Source organism: Kribbella sp. NBC_01245, from assembly GCF_036226525.1.
Classification (GTDB): domain Bacteria; phylum Actinomycetota; class Actinomycetes; order Propionibacteriales; family Kribbellaceae; genus Kribbella.
Map to the genome: position 1 here is coordinate 8397970 of NZ_CP108487.1, position 15505 is coordinate 8413474.

Annotated in this window: 17 protein-coding genes; 13 read left to right on the plus strand and 4 right to left on the minus strand. The window is 67.9% G+C overall.

Annotated features, from left to right (window positions below; genetic code table 11):
* The first annotated feature begins 12 nt into the window (after positions 1 to 12).
* The 6 genes from OG394_RS38670 (at position 13) to OG394_RS38695 (ending at position 5423) form a co-directional block, all read left to right on the plus strand.
* Positions 13 to 1020: a Gfo/Idh/MocA family protein gene (locus OG394_RS38670; protein ID WP_328992313.1), complete on the plus strand. Its 1008-nt coding sequence runs from the start codon at positions 13 to 15 to the stop codon at positions 1018 to 1020.
* Positions 1017 to 2024 carry a Gfo/Idh/MocA family protein gene (locus OG394_RS38675; RefSeq protein ID WP_328992314.1) on the plus strand — a complete coding sequence of 336 codons (1008 nt, stop codon included), beginning with the start codon at positions 1017 to 1019 and terminating at the stop codon, positions 2022 to 2024. Before OG394_RS38670 ends, OG394_RS38675 begins: the two co-directional genes overlap by 4 nt.
* Positions 2025 to 2117: 93 nt before the next feature.
* Positions 2118 to 2897, plus strand: coding sequence for an enoyl-CoA hydratase/isomerase family protein (locus OG394_RS38680; RefSeq protein WP_328992315.1), 780 nt, complete (start codon positions 2118 to 2120; stop codon positions 2895 to 2897).
* Positions 2897 to 3835: a class I SAM-dependent methyltransferase gene (locus tag OG394_RS38685; protein WP_328992316.1), complete on the plus strand. Its 939-nt coding sequence runs from the start codon at positions 2897 to 2899 to the stop codon at positions 3833 to 3835. Before OG394_RS38680 ends, OG394_RS38685 begins: the two co-directional genes overlap by 1 nt.
* A 48-nt stretch (positions 3836 to 3883) precedes the next feature.
* On the plus strand, positions 3884 to 4654 hold the full coding sequence (locus OG394_RS38690; protein ID WP_328992317.1) for an acyltransferase: 771 nt from the start codon (positions 3884 to 3886) through the stop codon (positions 4652 to 4654).
* Positions 4647 to 5423 carry a hypothetical protein gene (locus tag OG394_RS38695; RefSeq protein ID WP_328992318.1) on the plus strand — a complete coding sequence of 259 codons (777 nt, stop codon included), beginning with the start codon at positions 4647 to 4649 and terminating at the stop codon, positions 5421 to 5423. The genes OG394_RS38690 and OG394_RS38695 overlap by 8 nt, the downstream gene beginning before the upstream one ends.
* Before the next feature lie 16 nt (positions 5424 to 5439).
* Here OG394_RS38695 and OG394_RS38700 read toward each other — a convergent pair whose 3' ends face one another.
* Positions 5440 to 6168 carry a class I SAM-dependent methyltransferase gene (locus OG394_RS38700; protein ID WP_328992319.1) on the minus strand — a complete coding sequence of 243 codons (729 nt, stop codon included), beginning with the start codon at positions 6166 to 6168 and terminating at the stop codon, positions 5440 to 5442.
* A 118-nt stretch (positions 6169 to 6286) separates the two neighbouring features.
* Between OG394_RS38700 and OG394_RS38705 the strand changes: the two genes are divergently transcribed.
* Entirely contained in the window at positions 6287 to 7078 is a 792-nt protein-coding gene (locus OG394_RS38705) for an electron transfer flavoprotein subunit beta/FixA family protein (RefSeq protein ID WP_328992320.1), read from the plus strand.
* Between the two features lie 14 nt (positions 7079 to 7092).
* A complete protein-coding gene (locus OG394_RS38710) occupies positions 7093 to 8049 on the plus strand; it encodes an electron transfer flavoprotein subunit alpha/FixB family protein (protein ID WP_328992321.1) in 957 nt (318 codons plus the stop codon).
* Between the two features lie 56 nt (positions 8050 to 8105).
* Here OG394_RS38710 and OG394_RS38715 read toward each other — a convergent pair whose 3' ends face one another.
* Both OG394_RS38715 and OG394_RS38720 read right to left on the minus strand, forming a co-directional pair.
* Positions 8106 to 8789, minus strand: a complete 684-nt coding sequence (locus OG394_RS38715; RefSeq protein WP_328992322.1) for an alpha/beta hydrolase — start codon at positions 8787 to 8789, stop codon at positions 8106 to 8108.
* 105 nt (positions 8790 to 8894) lie between these two features.
* Entirely contained in the window at positions 8895 to 9845 is a 951-nt protein-coding gene (locus OG394_RS38720; RefSeq protein ID WP_328992323.1) for a LysR family transcriptional regulator, read from the minus strand.
* A 110-nt stretch (positions 9846 to 9955) separates the two neighbouring features.
* Here OG394_RS38720 and OG394_RS38725 point away from each other — a divergent pair, with 110 nt between their 5' ends.
* The 5 genes from OG394_RS38725 to OG394_RS38745 are packed head-to-tail and all read left to right on the plus strand — an operon-like array spanning position 9956 to position 14856.
* Complete coding sequence (locus tag OG394_RS38725) at positions 9956 to 10810, plus strand: alpha/beta fold hydrolase (RefSeq protein WP_328992324.1); 855 nt, start codon at positions 9956 to 9958, stop codon at positions 10808 to 10810.
* Positions 10811 to 10849: 39 nt separating this feature from the next.
* Positions 10850 to 11506 carry a nucleotidyltransferase domain-containing protein gene (locus OG394_RS38730; protein ID WP_328992325.1) on the plus strand — a complete coding sequence of 219 codons (657 nt, stop codon included), beginning with the start codon at positions 10850 to 10852 and terminating at the stop codon, positions 11504 to 11506.
* Positions 11507 to 11554: 48 nt separating this feature from the next.
* On the plus strand, positions 11555 to 12760 hold the full coding sequence (locus OG394_RS38735; RefSeq protein WP_328992326.1) for a cysteine desulfurase family protein: 1206 nt from the start codon (positions 11555 to 11557) through the stop codon (positions 12758 to 12760).
* 3 nt (positions 12761 to 12763) lie between these two features.
* Positions 12764 to 13855, plus strand: coding sequence for a tRNA 2-thiouridine(34) synthase MnmA (mnmA, locus tag OG394_RS38740; RefSeq protein WP_328992327.1), 1092 nt, complete (start codon positions 12764 to 12766; stop codon positions 13853 to 13855).
* Positions 13852 to 14856: a methionine synthase vitamin-B12 independent gene (locus tag OG394_RS38745; RefSeq protein ID WP_328992329.1), complete on the plus strand. Its 1005-nt coding sequence runs from the start codon at positions 13852 to 13854 to the stop codon at positions 14854 to 14856. The genes mnmA and OG394_RS38745 overlap by 4 nt, the downstream gene beginning before the upstream one ends.
* Here OG394_RS38745 and OG394_RS38750 read toward each other — a convergent pair.
* Entirely contained in the window at positions 14853 to 15476 is a 624-nt protein-coding gene (locus tag OG394_RS38750) for a flavin reductase family protein (protein WP_328992330.1), read from the minus strand. The genes OG394_RS38745 and OG394_RS38750 overlap by 4 nt on opposite strands.
* Positions 15477 to 15505: the final 29 nt, after the last annotated feature.

A 15505-nucleotide genomic window follows, 5' to 3' on the forward strand; every position in this document is an offset into this window, starting at 1 on the left:
AGGACCTCTGACTTGCTGAACGATCTGACCGTTGGCCTGATCGGCGCGGGCAATATCGCCCACGTCCACATCGCCGCCTGGAAAGCCCTCGGCGCCCGCGTCCTCGTGCACTCCGCGGCGGGTGCACCCGAGTTCGCCGCACAGTACGGCGTGGAGGCTGTCGCGTCGTACGACGAGTTGCTGGCGGAGGTGGAGTTCGTCGACATCGTCACGCCTTCGCCGACGCACAAGCAGGTCGCGCTGCAGGCGATTGGCGCAGGGCGTGACGTCATCTGTGAGAAACCGCTGTCGCTCACGGCCGAGGACGCCGCCGAGATGTCCGCAAAGGCCATAGCGGCCGGGGTACGGCTCTACCCGGCACACGTTGTCCGGTACTTCCCGGCGTACGCGTCGGCCCATGCCGCCGTACAGGAGGGACGGATCGGCAAGGTGGCCGTGGCGCGCTACTTCCGGGTGGCGAGCACTCCGGCGGTAGCAGGTTGGTACCGGGAGGTGGCCCGCTCTGGTGGCGTGATCATGGACCTGATGGTTCACGACCTCGACCAGGCCCGGTGGACGTGTGGCGAGGTGGACACCGTGTACGCCGTGCAGAGCCCGCCAACCGTGGATGGGATCAGCCCTGTCAACGTGGCGGCACACGTGACGCTTACGCACACCAGTGGCGCGATTAGCCATCTACGGGCGACGTGGGGCGCTACTGGTACCAAGTTCCGCTCTGGCTTCTCTATTGCGGGGGAGCGCGGGAAGCTCGAGTACTCGTCTGCTGTCCAGACTGGCATCGAGGAAGAGCTGCAAGAGGCAGAGGCGGGTGACCTGCTCATACCCGCGTCAACGCTCTACGAGAGCCCGTACCTGACACAGCTGCGGGAGTTCGCTCAAGCGCTCAGAGGCGGTCCACCCCCGCGGGTGACGGCCGAAGACGGCGCGGCCGCGGTCTACCTGGCCGAGGCGGCCCGCGAATCCATGGCGACCGGCCAAGCCGTCTCGATGTCCGCCTTCCGGAACGGAGCAACCGCATGAAGGTCGCTCTCGCGTCGTTCGCCCACACCCACGCAGCGTCATACGCACGGATCCTCAAGAGCCTCCCGGATGTCGAGGTCCTCTCGGCCGACCCCGACGGTGCCGCGGCGCCCGACCCCGGCCCGCGCGGTCTGGCCTTCGCCGTCGAACAGGGCATCCCGTACGTCGACACCTATGACCAGTTGTTCGCGTGGGGCCCGGACGCGGTCGTCGTCACCAGCGAGAACGCGTACCACCGAGCCCTGGTCGAACGCGCCGCGGCGGAAGGCGTGCACGTGCTGTGCGAGAAGCCGCTCGCGACTGAGGTCGCCGACGCCGAAGCCATGGTCGAGGCGTGTACGGCGGCCGGGGTGATCCTGATGACGGCGTATCCCGTCCGCTTCGCGCCGTCGTACGCGAGTCTGCGCGCCTCGGTCGAAGCCGGCCGCGTGGGAGACCTCTTCGCCGTACTCGGGACGAACAATGGGCAGATCCCGCACGCTCAGCGGCAGTGGTTCACCGATCCGGAGTTGGCCGGAGGTGGTGCGTTGGTCGACCACACCGTGCACTGCGCCGACCTGATCGACGGTTTGACCGGGGGAGTGGAGGCGGCTCGTGTCTACGCGGCGGCGAACCACGTCCTCCATGCGGACAAGGGCGTTTCGGTCGAGACCGGCGGGCTGGTCACCATCCAGTACAAGAACGGGCTGATGGCAACGATCGACTGTTCGTGGAGCCAGCCGGACAACGCGCCGACCTGGGGCGGGCTGACGCTGCAGGTCACGGGCACGCACGGCTCCATCGAGATCGCGCCGTTCGCTCCGCACGTCGGCGGGACCGACGCGACTGGCGAGGTCCATCTGCCGGTGGGCGCCGATCTCGACGGGTTGATGCTGGCCGAGTTCCTCACCGCGGTTCGCACTGGCACAATTCCCCAGCCGGATGGTTACGTCGGCGTCCGCACCCTGAAGATCGTGGACGCCGCGCGGCGGTCCGCCAAGACTGGTCAGCCTGTGGACCTGTGATGTGAGTGGTCCGATACCGTGCCTGAAGTGACTGGCGGGTAGCAGTAGGGTGGCCAGTTGAGTCTGGAACGGGATCAACCGAGGAGCTGAGGCATGGGCGAGTTCGTCAATCTGACGGTGGCCGACGGAGTGGGCACGATCCGGCTGGACCGGCCGAAGATGAACGCGCTGAACGTGCAGGTCCAGGAGGAGATCCGGGCCGCCGCCACCGAGGCCGCGACGAACGACGACGTGCGCGCCGTGGTGATCTGGGGTGGCGAGCGGGTTTTCGCCGCCGGCGCGGACATCAAGGAGATGGCCGACATGTCGTACGCCGACATGGTCAAGCGCTCCGGCCCGCTGCAGTCCTCGCTCAGCGCGGTCGCGTCGATCCCGAAACCGACTGTGGCGGCCATCACCGGCTACGCCCTCGGCGGCGGGTGTGAGCTCGCGCTCTGCGCCGACTACCGGATCGCGGCCGATGACGCCAAACTCGGCCAGCCCGAGATCCTGCTCGGCATCATCCCCGGCGCCGGCGGTACCCAGCGGCTGTCCCGGTTGATCGGCCCGTCCAAGGCCAAGGACCTGATCTACACCGGCCGCTTCGTCGACGCGGCCGAATCGCTCCAGCTCGGCCTGGTGGACAAGGTCGTCCCGGCCGCCGAGGTGTACGACGCCGCCGTCGCGTGGGCCTCGCAGTTCAGCAAGGGCGCGTCCCTGGCACTGCGCGCGGCCAAGGAGTCGATCGACAGCGGCCTCGGGGTCGACCTGGCCACCGGCCTGGAGATCGAGCGTCAGCAGTTCGCGGGCCTCTTCGCCACCGAGGACCGTTCCATCGGCATGAAGTCATTCGTACAGAGCGGCCCCGGCAAGGCCGAGTTCAAGGGACAGTGATGACCGCTAAGCCATCCGCCACCGCTGAAGAAGTCGAAGCGGCGTGGAGTGACAACAAGCTCGCCCAGGTGCTGTACCACGACTGGGAGGCGTCCACGTACGACGAGAAGTGGTCGATCTCGTACGACGAACGCTGCGTCGCGTATGCCCGCGAGCGGTTCACCGACGTCGCCGGCACCGACGGTTGGCCGTATGCCAAGTCCCTCGAGATCGGCGCCGGGACCGGCTTCTTCACCCTGAACCTCAAGCTGGCCGGGGTAATGGCCGAGGCGCACGTCACGGACCTCTCGCCGGGCATGGTCGAGGCGGCCAAGCGCAACGCGGAGACACTCGGATTCGCGATCGAGGGCCGGGTCGCGGACGCGGAGAAGCTGCCGTACGACGACAACGAGTTCGACCTGGTCGTCGGTCACGCCGTCATCCACCACATCCCGGACGTCGAGCTGGCCTTCCGCGAGATGCTGCGCGTGCTCAAGCCCGGCGGCCGCTTCGTCATCTGCGGCGAGCCGACCAAGTACGGCGACTTCGTGGCGCGCCGCCTCTCCCGGTTGACCTGGTGGGCCGCCACGAACGTGACGAAGCTCCCGGCCCTGACCGAGTGGCGCCGGCCGCAGGCGGAGCTGGACGAGTCGTCCCGGGCGGCAGCGCTCGAGGCGGTCGTGGATCTGCACACGTTCGACCCGGACGAGCTCAAGCGGACGGCCTTGCGCGCGGGCGCGGTCGACGTACGGACGGTGACCGAGGAATTGCTCGCCGCCTGGGTCGGTTGGCCGATCCGGACGTTCGAGGCCGCCGTACCCGAGCAGAAGCTCGGGTTCGGCTGGCGGATGTTCGCCTACCGGTCGTGGCAGCAGCTGTCCAAGGTGGACCGCGTGCTCGCGAAGGTCGTACCGGACGAGCTCTACTACAACGTGTCGATCAGCGGTACCAAGCCCTAGCGAGCGGCCCAGACTTCCGATCGGCACTGTTGAGGGACACTGAGGGTTATGCGGTTGCTGACGGCGGCGAATCTGCGCTGGGTGCTTAAGCATCGGGCGTGGACGCCGTACTACCTCAAGCGGTACTGGCGGTATGCCATTTTCCGCTTGCGGCACCCGCAGGTCGTGCTGGAGGGGTTCGTCTTCCTCGGTAAGAAGATCGAGGTGACGGCCCGCCGCGGTCACGGTCGGCTGGTGATCGGCAAATGGGTGCATCTCGGCGATGCCACCCGGCTGCGGGCGCACGAGGGCACGCTGCGGATCGGCGACAAGGTCGTCTTCGCGCGCGACGTGACCGTGAACTGCTACCTGGACATCGAGATCGGCGCCTCCACGCTGATCGCGGATTGGGTCTACATCTGCGATTTCGACCACAAGACGGACGATCTGGGCCTGCCGATCAAGGACCAGGGCCTGGTGAAGTCGCCGGTCCGGATCGGGCCCGACTGCTGGCTGGCGACCAAGGTCAGCGTGCTGCGTGGCGCCGATATCGGGCAGGGCTCGGTGATCGGCGCGAACAGCGTCGCCCGGGGCCGGATTCCCGAGTTCAGCATCGCGGTCGGCGTGCCCGCGACCGTGGTCAAGGATCGCGTCAGCGCGTACGCCGCGGCGGCGGACCGGCGGGCGTACCTGGAGAAGATCGCGCGTCAGGACGCCGCGGCGCTGGCCCGGGCTGGCAGTGTGGGTGCTGGAGCAGACGTGCCCGAGGGGTTCTCAAGTTACTCACCGGTCGGGCACTATGTTCCGAACGTTGCCGGAGAGGAGAGCCAGCGTGGCTGACAAGCCAGGACCGGATGGGGCGGAGGTCGTCTCGAGTCTGGACAAAGCCGTGTCCAGACAACGCGGCCCGCTGCCGAATCCGGACGCGCGTGGCAAAGCCGGCCCGATCTCCGGCGCCCGTCGCAGCAAACCACTGCGAAAGACGGAGCGGGTAACCGCCGAGGAACCAACACCGACACCGACACCGACATCGACACCGGCTGGGGAGATGGACGACGTGGCCATACGCAACAAGGCGGGCCAAACCGCCGAACCAACGGCCGAAGAGGCCAAGGTCGAGGAAACGCCTGCCGCAGCTGAGGTCACGAGCGAGGCTGACGACAGCACGAAGACGACGCAACTGAAGCCGATGGCGGCGCCTACGGCCACGAAGACCGCGGCCGCGGCCGCTACGGCCACGAAGCCTGCGGCCGCCAAGACGGCGCCGGCTGCCAAGGGTGGCGCGGGTGAGAAGGGTAAGGCCGCACTGACGGCCGTCGGATCCGGGGTGGCCCGGTTGCGTAACCTGATCGCCTCGATCGTCTGGCTCGCGGCAGTGCTTTGTGCGGCGCTACTGGCGCTCGGTGCGTTGTTCACCGCGCTGGACCAGGCGAACCAGAGCAACGAGATCGTGAAGTGGGTGCTCGATCGCGGTCACGACCTGGTCGGGCCGTTCGCCGACGTGTTCCGCCTGGAGACCGCGAAGAACACCCTGCTGGTCAACTGGGGTATCGCCGCGCTGGTCTACCTGATCGCCGGCAAGGTCCTCGAGCGCGTCATCCGGCCGTAGTTCATTCGGCGGAAAGTCACTCGGCCGTGAGGATCAGGTCGAGTGAGCCGTCGAGGTCGGCGTCGGTTCGCGGCGCGCGGATGGTGAAGTCCGTGTGCCGCACCGAGCGGACGAGCGCCTGCAGCTCGATCGACCAGTCGTCCGGTTCGGCGGCCAGTTGCGCGTCCACGACGGAACCGTTGGCCTCTTCCCAGGAGGTCAGACGTGGCCCATGCCACAGTCCGAGCATCTCCACGGCCTTGAACTCCGCGCTCACCAGCTCGGCCAATTCCGGCCCGGTCAGCTCGGTCGTGTGATACCAGTTGCCGCTCGGAAAGGTCAGCCGGTTCGGCGTTGAGAGCACCAGTGTGCCGCCCGGCCGCAGCACCCGGCGGCACTCGGTGATGAACCTCGGCTGCTCCCACAAATGCTCGATCGTCTGCATCGAAACGACCAGGTCGAAGCTGTCCTCCGCGAACCCGGTCTGGACGAGATTCCCTTGTGCACAAGGGATTTCGTAACGCTTCCGGACATGCCGGATGGCTGCGGTGTCGTAGTCCAGGCCGACCACGGTCGCCGTACCCGATGCTGCGATCAGCCCAGCGCCGTACCCCTCGCCGCAGCCGGCCTCGAGGATTCGGCCGGAGGAGGTGAGGCCCGTACGAGTGAGCCACCGGTACGCTGCCTCGTGCCGGGCGAACCAGTAGTTCTCGTGCCAGATCCCCGGCGCTGTTCTTTCGCCGGTCAGCGGTAACGTCTCAGTCACCCGGTGAGCCTAACGGTGAGCAGGACTGTGATCGGACTCGCACCGAACATAAGTTCCTCGCGAGTAACATCCGTGGCAGGCTGGGAGAGACCGCAAACCAGAAGGGGTCCCACAAGCTATGAAGATCGTCGTCTGCGCGAAGTTCGTGCCGGATGCCACCGCGGACCGCCGGTTCCGTGCCGAGGACAACACGGTGGACCGGGCCGGTGTCGACGGCCTGCTGTCCGAGCTGGACGAGAACGCGGTTGAGGCCGCACTCGCCGTTAAGGACAGTGGGGGTGACGCTCCTGATATCACAGTGACCGTGCTGACCGTTGGCCCCGAGCAAGCGGCCGACGCAGTCAAGAAGGCTCTGCAGATGGGCGCGGACGCCGGCGTGCACGTCGTCGACGACGCGATCCACGGCTCCGACGCGCTGGCCACCTCGCTGGTGATCGCCAAGGCGCTGGAGAAGATCGAGCACGACCTGGTCGTCTTCGGCATGGCCTCCACCGACGGCTCGATGGGCGTTGTCGCCGCGATGGTGGCCGAGCGCCTCGGCGTGCCCGCGGTGACGCTGGGCTCGGAGGTGACCGTCGACGGCACGACCGTGAAGATCCGCCGTGACGGCGACACCGCCAGCGAGACCATCGAGGGCACGCTGCCGCTGGTGCTGAGCGTGACCGACCAGGCCAACGAGCCGCGGTACCCGTCGTTCAAGGGCATCATGGCCGCCAAGAAGAAGCCGGTGCAGACCTGGTCGCTGGCCGACCTCGGTCTTGACGCCGCGCAGGTCGGCGCCTCCGCCGCCTGGTCGCAGGTCACCGAGGTGACCGCGCGTCCGCCGCGGACCGCCGGCACCATCGTCACCGACGACGGCACGGGCGCGACCCAGCTCGTCGAGTTCCTGTCCACCAACAAGTTCCTCTGAGGGGCGACCAGAGCATGTCGAACATTCTCGTTCTCGTTGACCACGTCGGTGGCACGGTTCGCAAGACGACCACCGAGCTGCTCACGATCGCCCGCCGCCTCGGCGAGCCGGTCGCGGTCTTCATCGGTGATGGCGTTGCCGAGGCTCTGCCGGTGCTGGGTCAGTACGGCGCGACCAAGGTGATCACGCTGACCAACCCGGAGCTCGGGCAGTACCTGGTGGCCCCCAAGGCCGAGGCGCTGCAGCAGGTCGCGGCCAAGCTCGAGCCGGCCGCGATCCTGATCCCGTCGAGCGCGGAGGGCAAGGAGATCGCCGCCCGCCTCGCGGTCAAGCTCGAGTCGGGTCTGATCACCGACGCGAATGACGTCCAGGTCGCCGATGGCGGTCCGGTCACCACCCAGTCCGTGTTCGCCGGCAACTACTCGGTGCAGGCCAAGGTCACCAAGGGCACGCCGATCATCACGGTCAAGCCGAACTCCGCCGCTCCCGAGGTCGCCGAGACCTCGCCCGAGGTGGAGGAGTTCGACGTCTCGATCTCCGACGGCGCGAAGACGGCCCGCATCACCGACTCGCAGCCGCGTGCGGCGACGGGCCGCCCGGAGCTGACCGAGGCCGCGATCATCGTCTCGGGTGGCCGCGGTACCGGTGGTGACTTCGCCGGGGTCGAGGCCTTCGCGGACTCGCTCGGTGCGGCCGTTGGCGCTTCCCGCGCGGCGGTCGACTCGGGTTGGTACCCGCACGCCTACCAGGTCGGCCAGACGGGTAAGACCGTCTCCCCGCAGCTGTACGTCGCCGCCGGTATCTCGGGCGCCATCCAGCACCGCGCGGGTATGCAGACCTCGAAGACGATCGTGGCCATCAACAAGGACGAAGAGGCCCCGATCTTCGAGCTGGTCGACTTCGGCGTCGTCGGCGACCTGCACAAGGTCCTCCCGACCGCCACGGAAGAAGTGACCAAGCGCAAGGGCTGATAGCTGTTCCTCCTGCTGCCGCGCCCGGATCTCTCGGGTGCGGCAGCGGTTTTATGTCACGACGTGAAGCTGTTGAGCATTGCCGCGAGCTCTGCGGGGCGGCTGAGGGCGGGGCAGTGACCGCTGCGGAGCTCGTCGGGAGTGATTCCGAGGCGGTCGTGTGCCAGCTGGCGCTGGAATGGGGCGGGGAACAGGCGGTCCTCGGTGCAGACGATGTATCGAGCCGGTGTGGCCGGATGGGCGTCGAGGGGCCAGGGCTCGTAGTAGGCCGTGTTCGAGGGCGGGCTGGGTTCCCTACTCTCCACCTGGTCGGCCAGCTCCTTGGGTACGTCGTGGAAGTAGCCCACGTAGGGGTCGGAGGAGCCGGTGAGTCCGCCGTCTTTGGCGGCCTGGATTCGGACTGCCTCCGGGTATCCGGTGTTGTCCCACCAGTCGGCCGGCGGTTCGCCGGGCCGGGGGACCATGGCCGTGACATAGACCAGTCCGGCGGTCGGAACGCGGTCGGCGACCAAGGGCGCGGTGAATCCGCCGAAGGAATGGGCAACGACGAAGAGTTCGTCGGACGTGTCGATCAGGTTGACGACAGTGTCGGCGTAGTCGGACAAGGTGTCCGTATCGTCGCCGGTCCACAGGGTGGGAGCGACGGTGGTGTGTCCGAGGGATCGGAGCTCGGCTTCTACCAGGTGCCAGAACCAGCCGCCACCGACGCCGGCGCCGTGGATCAACGCGAAGGTACTCATAGCTCATTGCCTCCCTTGCTGTGGTGAGGCTGACGACGCTAGCTCCGGGATTGGCATCGGGTATAGCGATGCTTTGAGATATAAATGATCGTTGCAGGCGATCATTCAGTGGCTGGCTCCGCGATGTGGTGTCCGCTGGGTCAGCGCGCGAGATACCTCGACGGCGATCTCGATGGCGTGCGCGGCGAGCGGCGACCTTGCGGTGTGTCCGGGCGGCCAGTGCAGGTAGATCTCGCGCGTGGGGGTGGGGTCGAGCTCGTGCACCCGCAGCGGTTGATCCGCACCGCCGTCCGAACCGTGGATGTCACCGCAGGACGGACAGATGAGATGGCGGATCGCCAGCCAGGGCAGGACGGCGGACCCCATGCCGGCTCGCACCATCGACAGGATCGTGTCGTTACCTGGCGTTCGGAACACGATTCGCAGCTGGGCGCCCGCTGCTGCCAGGGCTTCTTCGAGTCGCGGCTGGCCGTAGGTCGCCGGCCAGGCCACTACCCCTTTCCCGTCCAACGCTGCCAGGGGCAGCTTGCCGGCGGGCAGGTCGTCCGGACGTGCCACCACCAGATAGGGGTCGTCCGTCAGCAGCACATGTTCCGCGTCGTCGCCGATCGGCCGGTCATAGAACAGGAGGTCAAGTTCGCCAAGCTGCTCTTGGTCGGGCGCTTCTTCCGAGAGGCGTATCTCGCAGTTGGGATGTTCGACCTGGAGGCGACGCACGACCGTGGGAAGGATGACGTTGGAGATGCTCGGCAGGGTGCCGATGTCGATTCGGCCGTCGCCGGCCTTGAACCGGTCAACCGCGTCTTCCAGTGCTTCGGCGTTCGACAGCAGTTCCCTGCCGTGCTCGATCACGACGGCTCCCAGCGGGGTGATCCGCACCGGCTTCGGGCCGCCGGGCCGATCGAAGACCGGACCCCCGACAGCCTTCTCGAGTACGGCGATGTGCTGGCTCACGCTCGATTGGGTGTAACCAAGCCGGCTCGCGGCCTTGGCGAAAGTCCCCTCTTCGGCAATCGCCACCAGCGTCCTGAGGTGCCGCAGTTCCGTGTCGCCCATCTACATAATGATAGTTCAAAGCGATCACTAACATCGAAGATGATCGCTTTTCTTTGTATTCCCGCGCTTCTAGGGTCGTACTTCAGCAGCCCACTAGAAAGGCAACCGCCATGACCGAGCAGACCCTGAGCGCCGACGGGATAGAGCTGTGCTTCGAGACGTTTGGCGACCCAGTCGATGCGACGGTGTTGTTGATCGCCGGCGGAGCCCAATCGATGGTCTGGTGGGAGGACGAGTTCTGTGACCGGCTCGCCAAGGCCGGTCGCCACGTCATCCGGTACGACCACCGTGACACCGGCCGCTCGTCCAGCTCACAGCCCGGACGGCCGTCGTACACCTCTCGCGATCTGCTCACCGACCCGCTGCGAATCCTGGATGCCGTGGGGGTGGAACGCGCACACCTGGTGGGCTTGTCGATGGGCGGCGGCATCGCGCAGCGCATCGCGCTCGAGTACCCCTCGAGAGTGCGCACGCTGTGCCTGGCCTCCACCAGCCCTGTGGTCCCCGCCGACCATGCGCGTGAGCTGCCACCGCCGAGTCAGCAGGTGATGGCCACGTTCACCGAATCCGAACCCGAACCCGACTGGAACGACCGGGACGCCGTGGTGGCCTATCGGGTCGACGCCGAACGGCCGTATGCGGGAAGTCTTGGGTTCGACGAGGCGCGCTACCAGCAGCTCGCGGCCCGGGAGGTGGATCGAACCCGGGACATGGCTTGCTCGATCACCAACCACTTCGTGCTCGACGACGACACCCCGGCCGATGCCCGGCTCGAACAGATCACCGCGCCCACCTTGGTCCTGCATGGCACCACCGACCCGATGTTCCCGATCGAGCATGGCCAAGCCCTCGCCGCTGAGATCGCTGGCGCACGGCTTGTGCCACTCCCGGGTGCCGGACATCAACAGCCGCCACCGGAACTCTGGGACCTGGCCATCGCGGCCATCGTCGAACACACCAAATAACCCTGAGCCCAGGTGGCCGGCGTTCGGTAGCGTGAGCGGGTGGAGACCAGGCATTGGTATGCGGAGGGGCTGGATCCGGAGGAACTGCAGTTCCAGCGGCAGTACGGGCCGGTGCTGCCGGCGACGCGGGCGGAGGCCAAGGCGTTGCTCGAGGGGTACGACGGGCCCTGGTGGATCGCGGGTGGGTGGTCGATCGAGGCCTTCACCGGGATTCCCCGGCCGCACGAGGACCTGGACGTGTCGTTCTGGCGTAAGGACGTCGGCGCGTTGCGCGAGCAGGTCAAGGACCGGTACCACGTCTGGGCCATCGGTGAGGGCATGCTGCAACTCGTCACCGACGAGAGGCCCGGGATTCCGGACACCGCCGACCAGGTGTGGCTGCGGGAGCACGCGCTCGCGCCCTGGAAGTACGACTGCGTCCTCAATCCGGATCGCGACGGCCGCTGGGTCTTCCGGCGGGATCCCTCGCTGGACTACGACCTGGACGACGTGACCTGGGTCGCATCCGACGGCATTCGCTACATCAATCCCGAGATGGCGCTCGCCTATAAGGCGAAGCTGCACCGGCCGAAGGATGAGCGGGACCTGGCGGTCACGCTGCCGCTGCTGCCCAAGGCCAAGCGCGTCTGGCTCGGTGAGATGGTCGAGCACTTGCACCCCGGTCACGCCTGGCTGGAGCAGATCGTCCAGGCGTGACACACCGGTTCGGGGAATCAACCCGGCGGACTTACCCTTGATGGTGTTATGACCATCCCAGCCGCCCGTCGCACGGTTTATCTCGACCATGCCGCGACGACGCCGATGCTGCCGGCCGCCATCGAGGCGATGACCTCGTTGCTCGGCCGCACCGGCAACCCCTCCTCTTCGCACGGATCAGGTCGCGTCGGCCGGCGTACGGTCGAGGAGGCGCGCGAGGCGATCGCGGACGCGCTGAACGCCCGGCCGAGCGAGGTGGTGTTCACCTCGGGTGGCACCGAGTCCGACAACCTCGCCCTGAAGGGGTTGTGGTGGGCCCGGCTCGCCGAGGACCCCAAGCGCCGGCGGATCCTGCTGAGCGGGATCGAGCACCACGCCGTCCTCGACCCGGCGGTCTGGCTGGCCGAGCATGAGGGCGCCGAGCTCGAGTGGCTTTCGGTGGACGAGTTCGGCCGGGTCCGGCCGGAGGCGGTTCAGGCCGCCATCGAGAGTGATCCCGGCAGCGTCTCGTTCGTCACGCTGATGCTCGCGAACAACGAGGTCGGCACGCTTCAGCCGGTCGAGCAGGTGGCGGCGATGGCCGCGGCCCACGGCATTCCCGTGCACACCGACGCGGTTCAGGCCGTCGGGCAGGTGCCGGTGGACTTCGCCGGTCTCGGCGTGGACGCGATGACCGTGTCCGCGCACAAGGTGGGCGGCCCGTTCGGCATCGGTGCGCTGGTGGTCCGGCGGGAGACGAAGCTGGTGCCGATCCTGCACGGCGGCGGCCAGGAGCGCGACGTACGGTCCGGCACCCTGGACGCCCCCGCCGCGGCGGCCTTCGCGATCGCGCTCGAGCACGCCGTCGCGCACCAGCAGGGCGAGGCCGACCGTCTCCGTGGGCTGCGCGACGAGTTGATCGAGGGCGTGCTGAAGGCCGTGCCGCAGGCGCTGCTCTCGGGCGATCCGGTCGACCGTTTGCCCAATAACGCACACTTATCCTTCAGCGGCTGCGAAGGTGATTCGCTGCTGATGCTGCTCGACGCCCGCGGTATCGAGTGCTCGACCGGTTCCGCCTGCAACGCGGGTGTCGCCGAGCCGAGCCACGTGCTGCTCGCGATGGGGTACGACGACCAGCGGGCGCGCGGGTCGCTCCGGTTCACACTGGGGCACACGACCGAGCAGGCGGATGTCGATGCCGTGCTGGAACACATCGGGCCGGTGGTGGAGCGTGCGCTCTCCGCGGGTCTGCAGAACATACGAAAGGTGAGCTGACAAATGCGGGTACTCGCCGCCATGTCGGGTGGGGTCGATTCGGCCGTCGCCGCGGCGCGGATGGCCGAAGCCGGGCACGAGGTGGTCGGGGTGCACCTGGCCCTCTCACGCAACCCGCAGTCCTACCGCAGTGGGGCGCGCGGATGCTGCACGCTGGAGGACTCCCGCGATGCGCGGCGGGCCGCCGACGTGATCGGCATCCCGTTCTACGTCTGGGACCTGGCCGAGCGCTTCCACGAGGATGTCGTACAGAACTTCGTCGACGAGTACGCCGCCGGCCGGACGCCGAACCCGTGTCTGCGCTGCAACGAGAAGGTCAAGTTCAGCGCGGTGCTGGACCGGGCCATCGCGCTCGACTTCGACGCCGTCGTCACCGGGCACTACGCGCAGATCGTCGAGACCTCTGCCGGGCGTGAGCTGCACCGGGCCGTGGACCACGGCAAGGACCAGTCGTACGTGCTCGGCGTGCTGACCCAGGAGCAGCTCTCGCGGGCGTTCTTCCCGCTGGGCGATACGCCGAAGTCCGAGGTGCGGGCCGAGGCCGAGCGTCGTGGTCTGGCCGTCGCGGACAAGCCGGACAGCCACGACATCTGCTTCGTTGCCGATGGCAACACTCCGGACTTCCTCAGCGAGCGCCTCGGGGCGAACCCGGGCGACATCGTCGACTCCACCGGCGCGAAGCTCGGCGAGCACGAAGGCACCCACCGGTACACGGTCGGCCAGCGCAAGGGGCTGCGGATCGGCACGCCTGCCGCCGATGGCAAGCCGCGATTCGTGCTCGATATCTCTCCAGTGGATCGGACTGTCACGGTCGGCTCGCGGGAGGAGCTCGCCGTACGGCGCCTCTCCGCCTCCCAGCCGCGCTGGTGTGGCCCGGTGCCCGAGTCGACGATCAGCTGCCGCGCGCAGCTTCGCGCTCACGGTGACGAGGTCGCGGTGACGGCCCGGCTGGACGGCGACAAGGTGCTGGTCGACTTCGACGAGCCGGCCGACGCGGTCGCGCCCGGTCAGGCGGTCGTGCTGTACGACGGCACCCGGGTGATCGGGTCCGCCACCATCGACACGGTCGAGCGCGCCAGCCAGCAGCCGGTATGACAGGCCCATTCGGCGCCGCTCCCACCACGGGCCTCGGCTCGTTGCCGGGGGAGGACCTGCGCGAGTGGACCAAGTTCGTGCTCGAGGGTTTGTCGATCCCGTTCCTGCCGGAACTGCCCGCACGTCCGTACGGCGACATGGTCAGCCGGGCGGTCGCCGTACTGGCCGAGCTCACGGTTGACCTGCAGCCTGCCGGTTGGCGTTTGACCGGCGGCAGCGGTACGACGGGCAGCCTCGACCAGCGCCGGGCGAAATCCCTGCTGAACCAGGATCTCGACACCCTGGAGGAACAGGCCGACGGATATGCCGGGCCGTTCAAGATCCAGGTCGTCGGACCGTGGACGCTGGCCGCGATGATCGAGCGGCCGCGTGGCGACAAGGCGCTCGCGGACCATGGCGCCCGGCGCGATCTCGCCGAGGCGCTTGCGTATGGGGTCGAGCAGCACGTCGCCGAGGTGCGTAAGCGTGTACCGGGCGCGGACTTGGTCGTGCAGTTTGACGAGCCGGCGCTGCCCGCCGTACTGGCTGGTGCCATCCCGACGGCCAGTGGGTGGGGCAAACACCGCAGCGTTGACGGGCCGGGCGCGGTCGAACTGCTGAGTCGTCCGATCGAGGCGGCCGGTCCGGCGCACACGCTGGTCCATTGCTGTGCCGCGAACCCGCCGATCGAGGTCTTCCGCAAGTCCGGCGCCGAGGGCGTCGCGATCGACCTCGCCTTGGTCAACGACGCCGGATGGGATCGCGTCGCCGAAGCGATCGAGGCCGGCACCATCCTGTACGCCGGGGTGCTCCCGACGTCCGGCCCGATCCCGCATCCGGAACAACCCGCGGACGCCCTCGCCCAACGCTGGCACCGCCTCGGCCTCCCGGTCTCGCGCCTCGCCGACGTCGTCATCACCCCCGCCTGCGGCCTATCCGGCGATTCCCCCACCGACGCCCGCACCCGCCTGGAAACCCTGCGCCGGATCGCGGACGTACTCGGGGAGAAGTCCCAGGCCTAAGGCGTCAAGGCCGGCATCTCCCAGCCGCGGGCGAGTGCGGACGGGTGGACCAGGCTGCCGCCGGCGAAGAACTCGGTGAATTTCATGATCAGCGGGTCCCACCTGAGCGGATCGATGTAGTGATCCGTCAACGGCATCACCAGCTCCTCGTCGACGTGGGTGCGCAGGATGTCGACCTCGAGCGTACGCAGATTGCCCTCGCCGATCTGGTGGATGGCCCGGACGCGGCCCTCCATCCGGATCGGGCTCTCGTACACGCCCTGAACTCCGACGACGTCACTGTCCACCGGCGTCAACCCGGCGGCCGCGAACTTGTCCGGCTCGAAGGTGTAGCCGCGCTTCAGCTTGCGCTCCGGTATCTCCCGCGACCCCGTCAGCAGCGCGATCCGGTCCACCGCGGACACCATCGACGCGTCGGTCAAATTGAGCACACACTCCGGCCGCTCGACCAGATTCCGCACGGTCTGCGACGAAAGACTCATGCCCAGCACCGCCGTCCGATCCAACCACCACGCCGACGACATGGGCGCCAGATTCGTACTCCCATCAGGGCTGGCCGAGCTGACCAACAGCACCGGAGTACCGAAGTACAACGCCTTGAGATCCACCACGCGCTTCATCGATCACCTTTCGTCCGTACAGGTCACCG

Coding starts and splice junctions, on each gene's coding strand:
- OG394_RS38720 (WP_328992323.1), bottom strand. CDS start 9,845: ATGGGCGACACGGAACTGCGGCACCTCAGGACGCTGGTGGCGATTGCC.
- OG394_RS38675 (WP_328992314.1), top strand. CDS start 1,017: ATGAAGGTCGCTCTCGCGTCGTTCGCCCACACCCACGCAGCGTCATAC.
- OG394_RS38715 (WP_328992322.1), bottom strand. CDS start 8,789: ATGAGTACCTTCGCGTTGATCCACGGCGCCGGCGTCGGTGGCGGCTGG.
- OG394_RS38690 (WP_328992317.1), top strand. CDS start 3,884: ATGCGGTTGCTGACGGCGGCGAATCTGCGCTGGGTGCTTAAGCATCGG.
- OG394_RS38710 (WP_328992321.1), top strand. CDS start 7,093: ATGTCGAACATTCTCGTTCTCGTTGACCACGTCGGTGGCACGGTTCGC.
- OG394_RS38735 (WP_328992326.1), top strand. CDS start 11,555: ATGACCATCCCAGCCGCCCGTCGCACGGTTTATCTCGACCATGCCGCG.
- OG394_RS38745 (WP_328992329.1), top strand. CDS start 13,852: ATGACAGGCCCATTCGGCGCCGCTCCCACCACGGGCCTCGGCTCGTTG.
- OG394_RS38680 (WP_328992315.1), top strand. CDS start 2,118: ATGGGCGAGTTCGTCAATCTGACGGTGGCCGACGGAGTGGGCACGATC.
- mnmA (WP_328992327.1), top strand. CDS start 12,764: ATGCGGGTACTCGCCGCCATGTCGGGTGGGGTCGATTCGGCCGTCGCC.
- OG394_RS38725 (WP_328992324.1), top strand. CDS start 9,956: ATGACCGAGCAGACCCTGAGCGCCGACGGGATAGAGCTGTGCTTCGAG.
- OG394_RS38705 (WP_328992320.1), top strand. CDS start 6,287: ATGAAGATCGTCGTCTGCGCGAAGTTCGTGCCGGATGCCACCGCGGAC.
- OG394_RS38750 (WP_328992330.1), bottom strand. CDS start 15,476: ATGAAGCGCGTGGTGGATCTCAAGGCGTTGTACTTCGGTACTCCGGTG.
- OG394_RS38685 (WP_328992316.1), top strand. CDS start 2,897: ATGACCGCTAAGCCATCCGCCACCGCTGAAGAAGTCGAAGCGGCGTGG.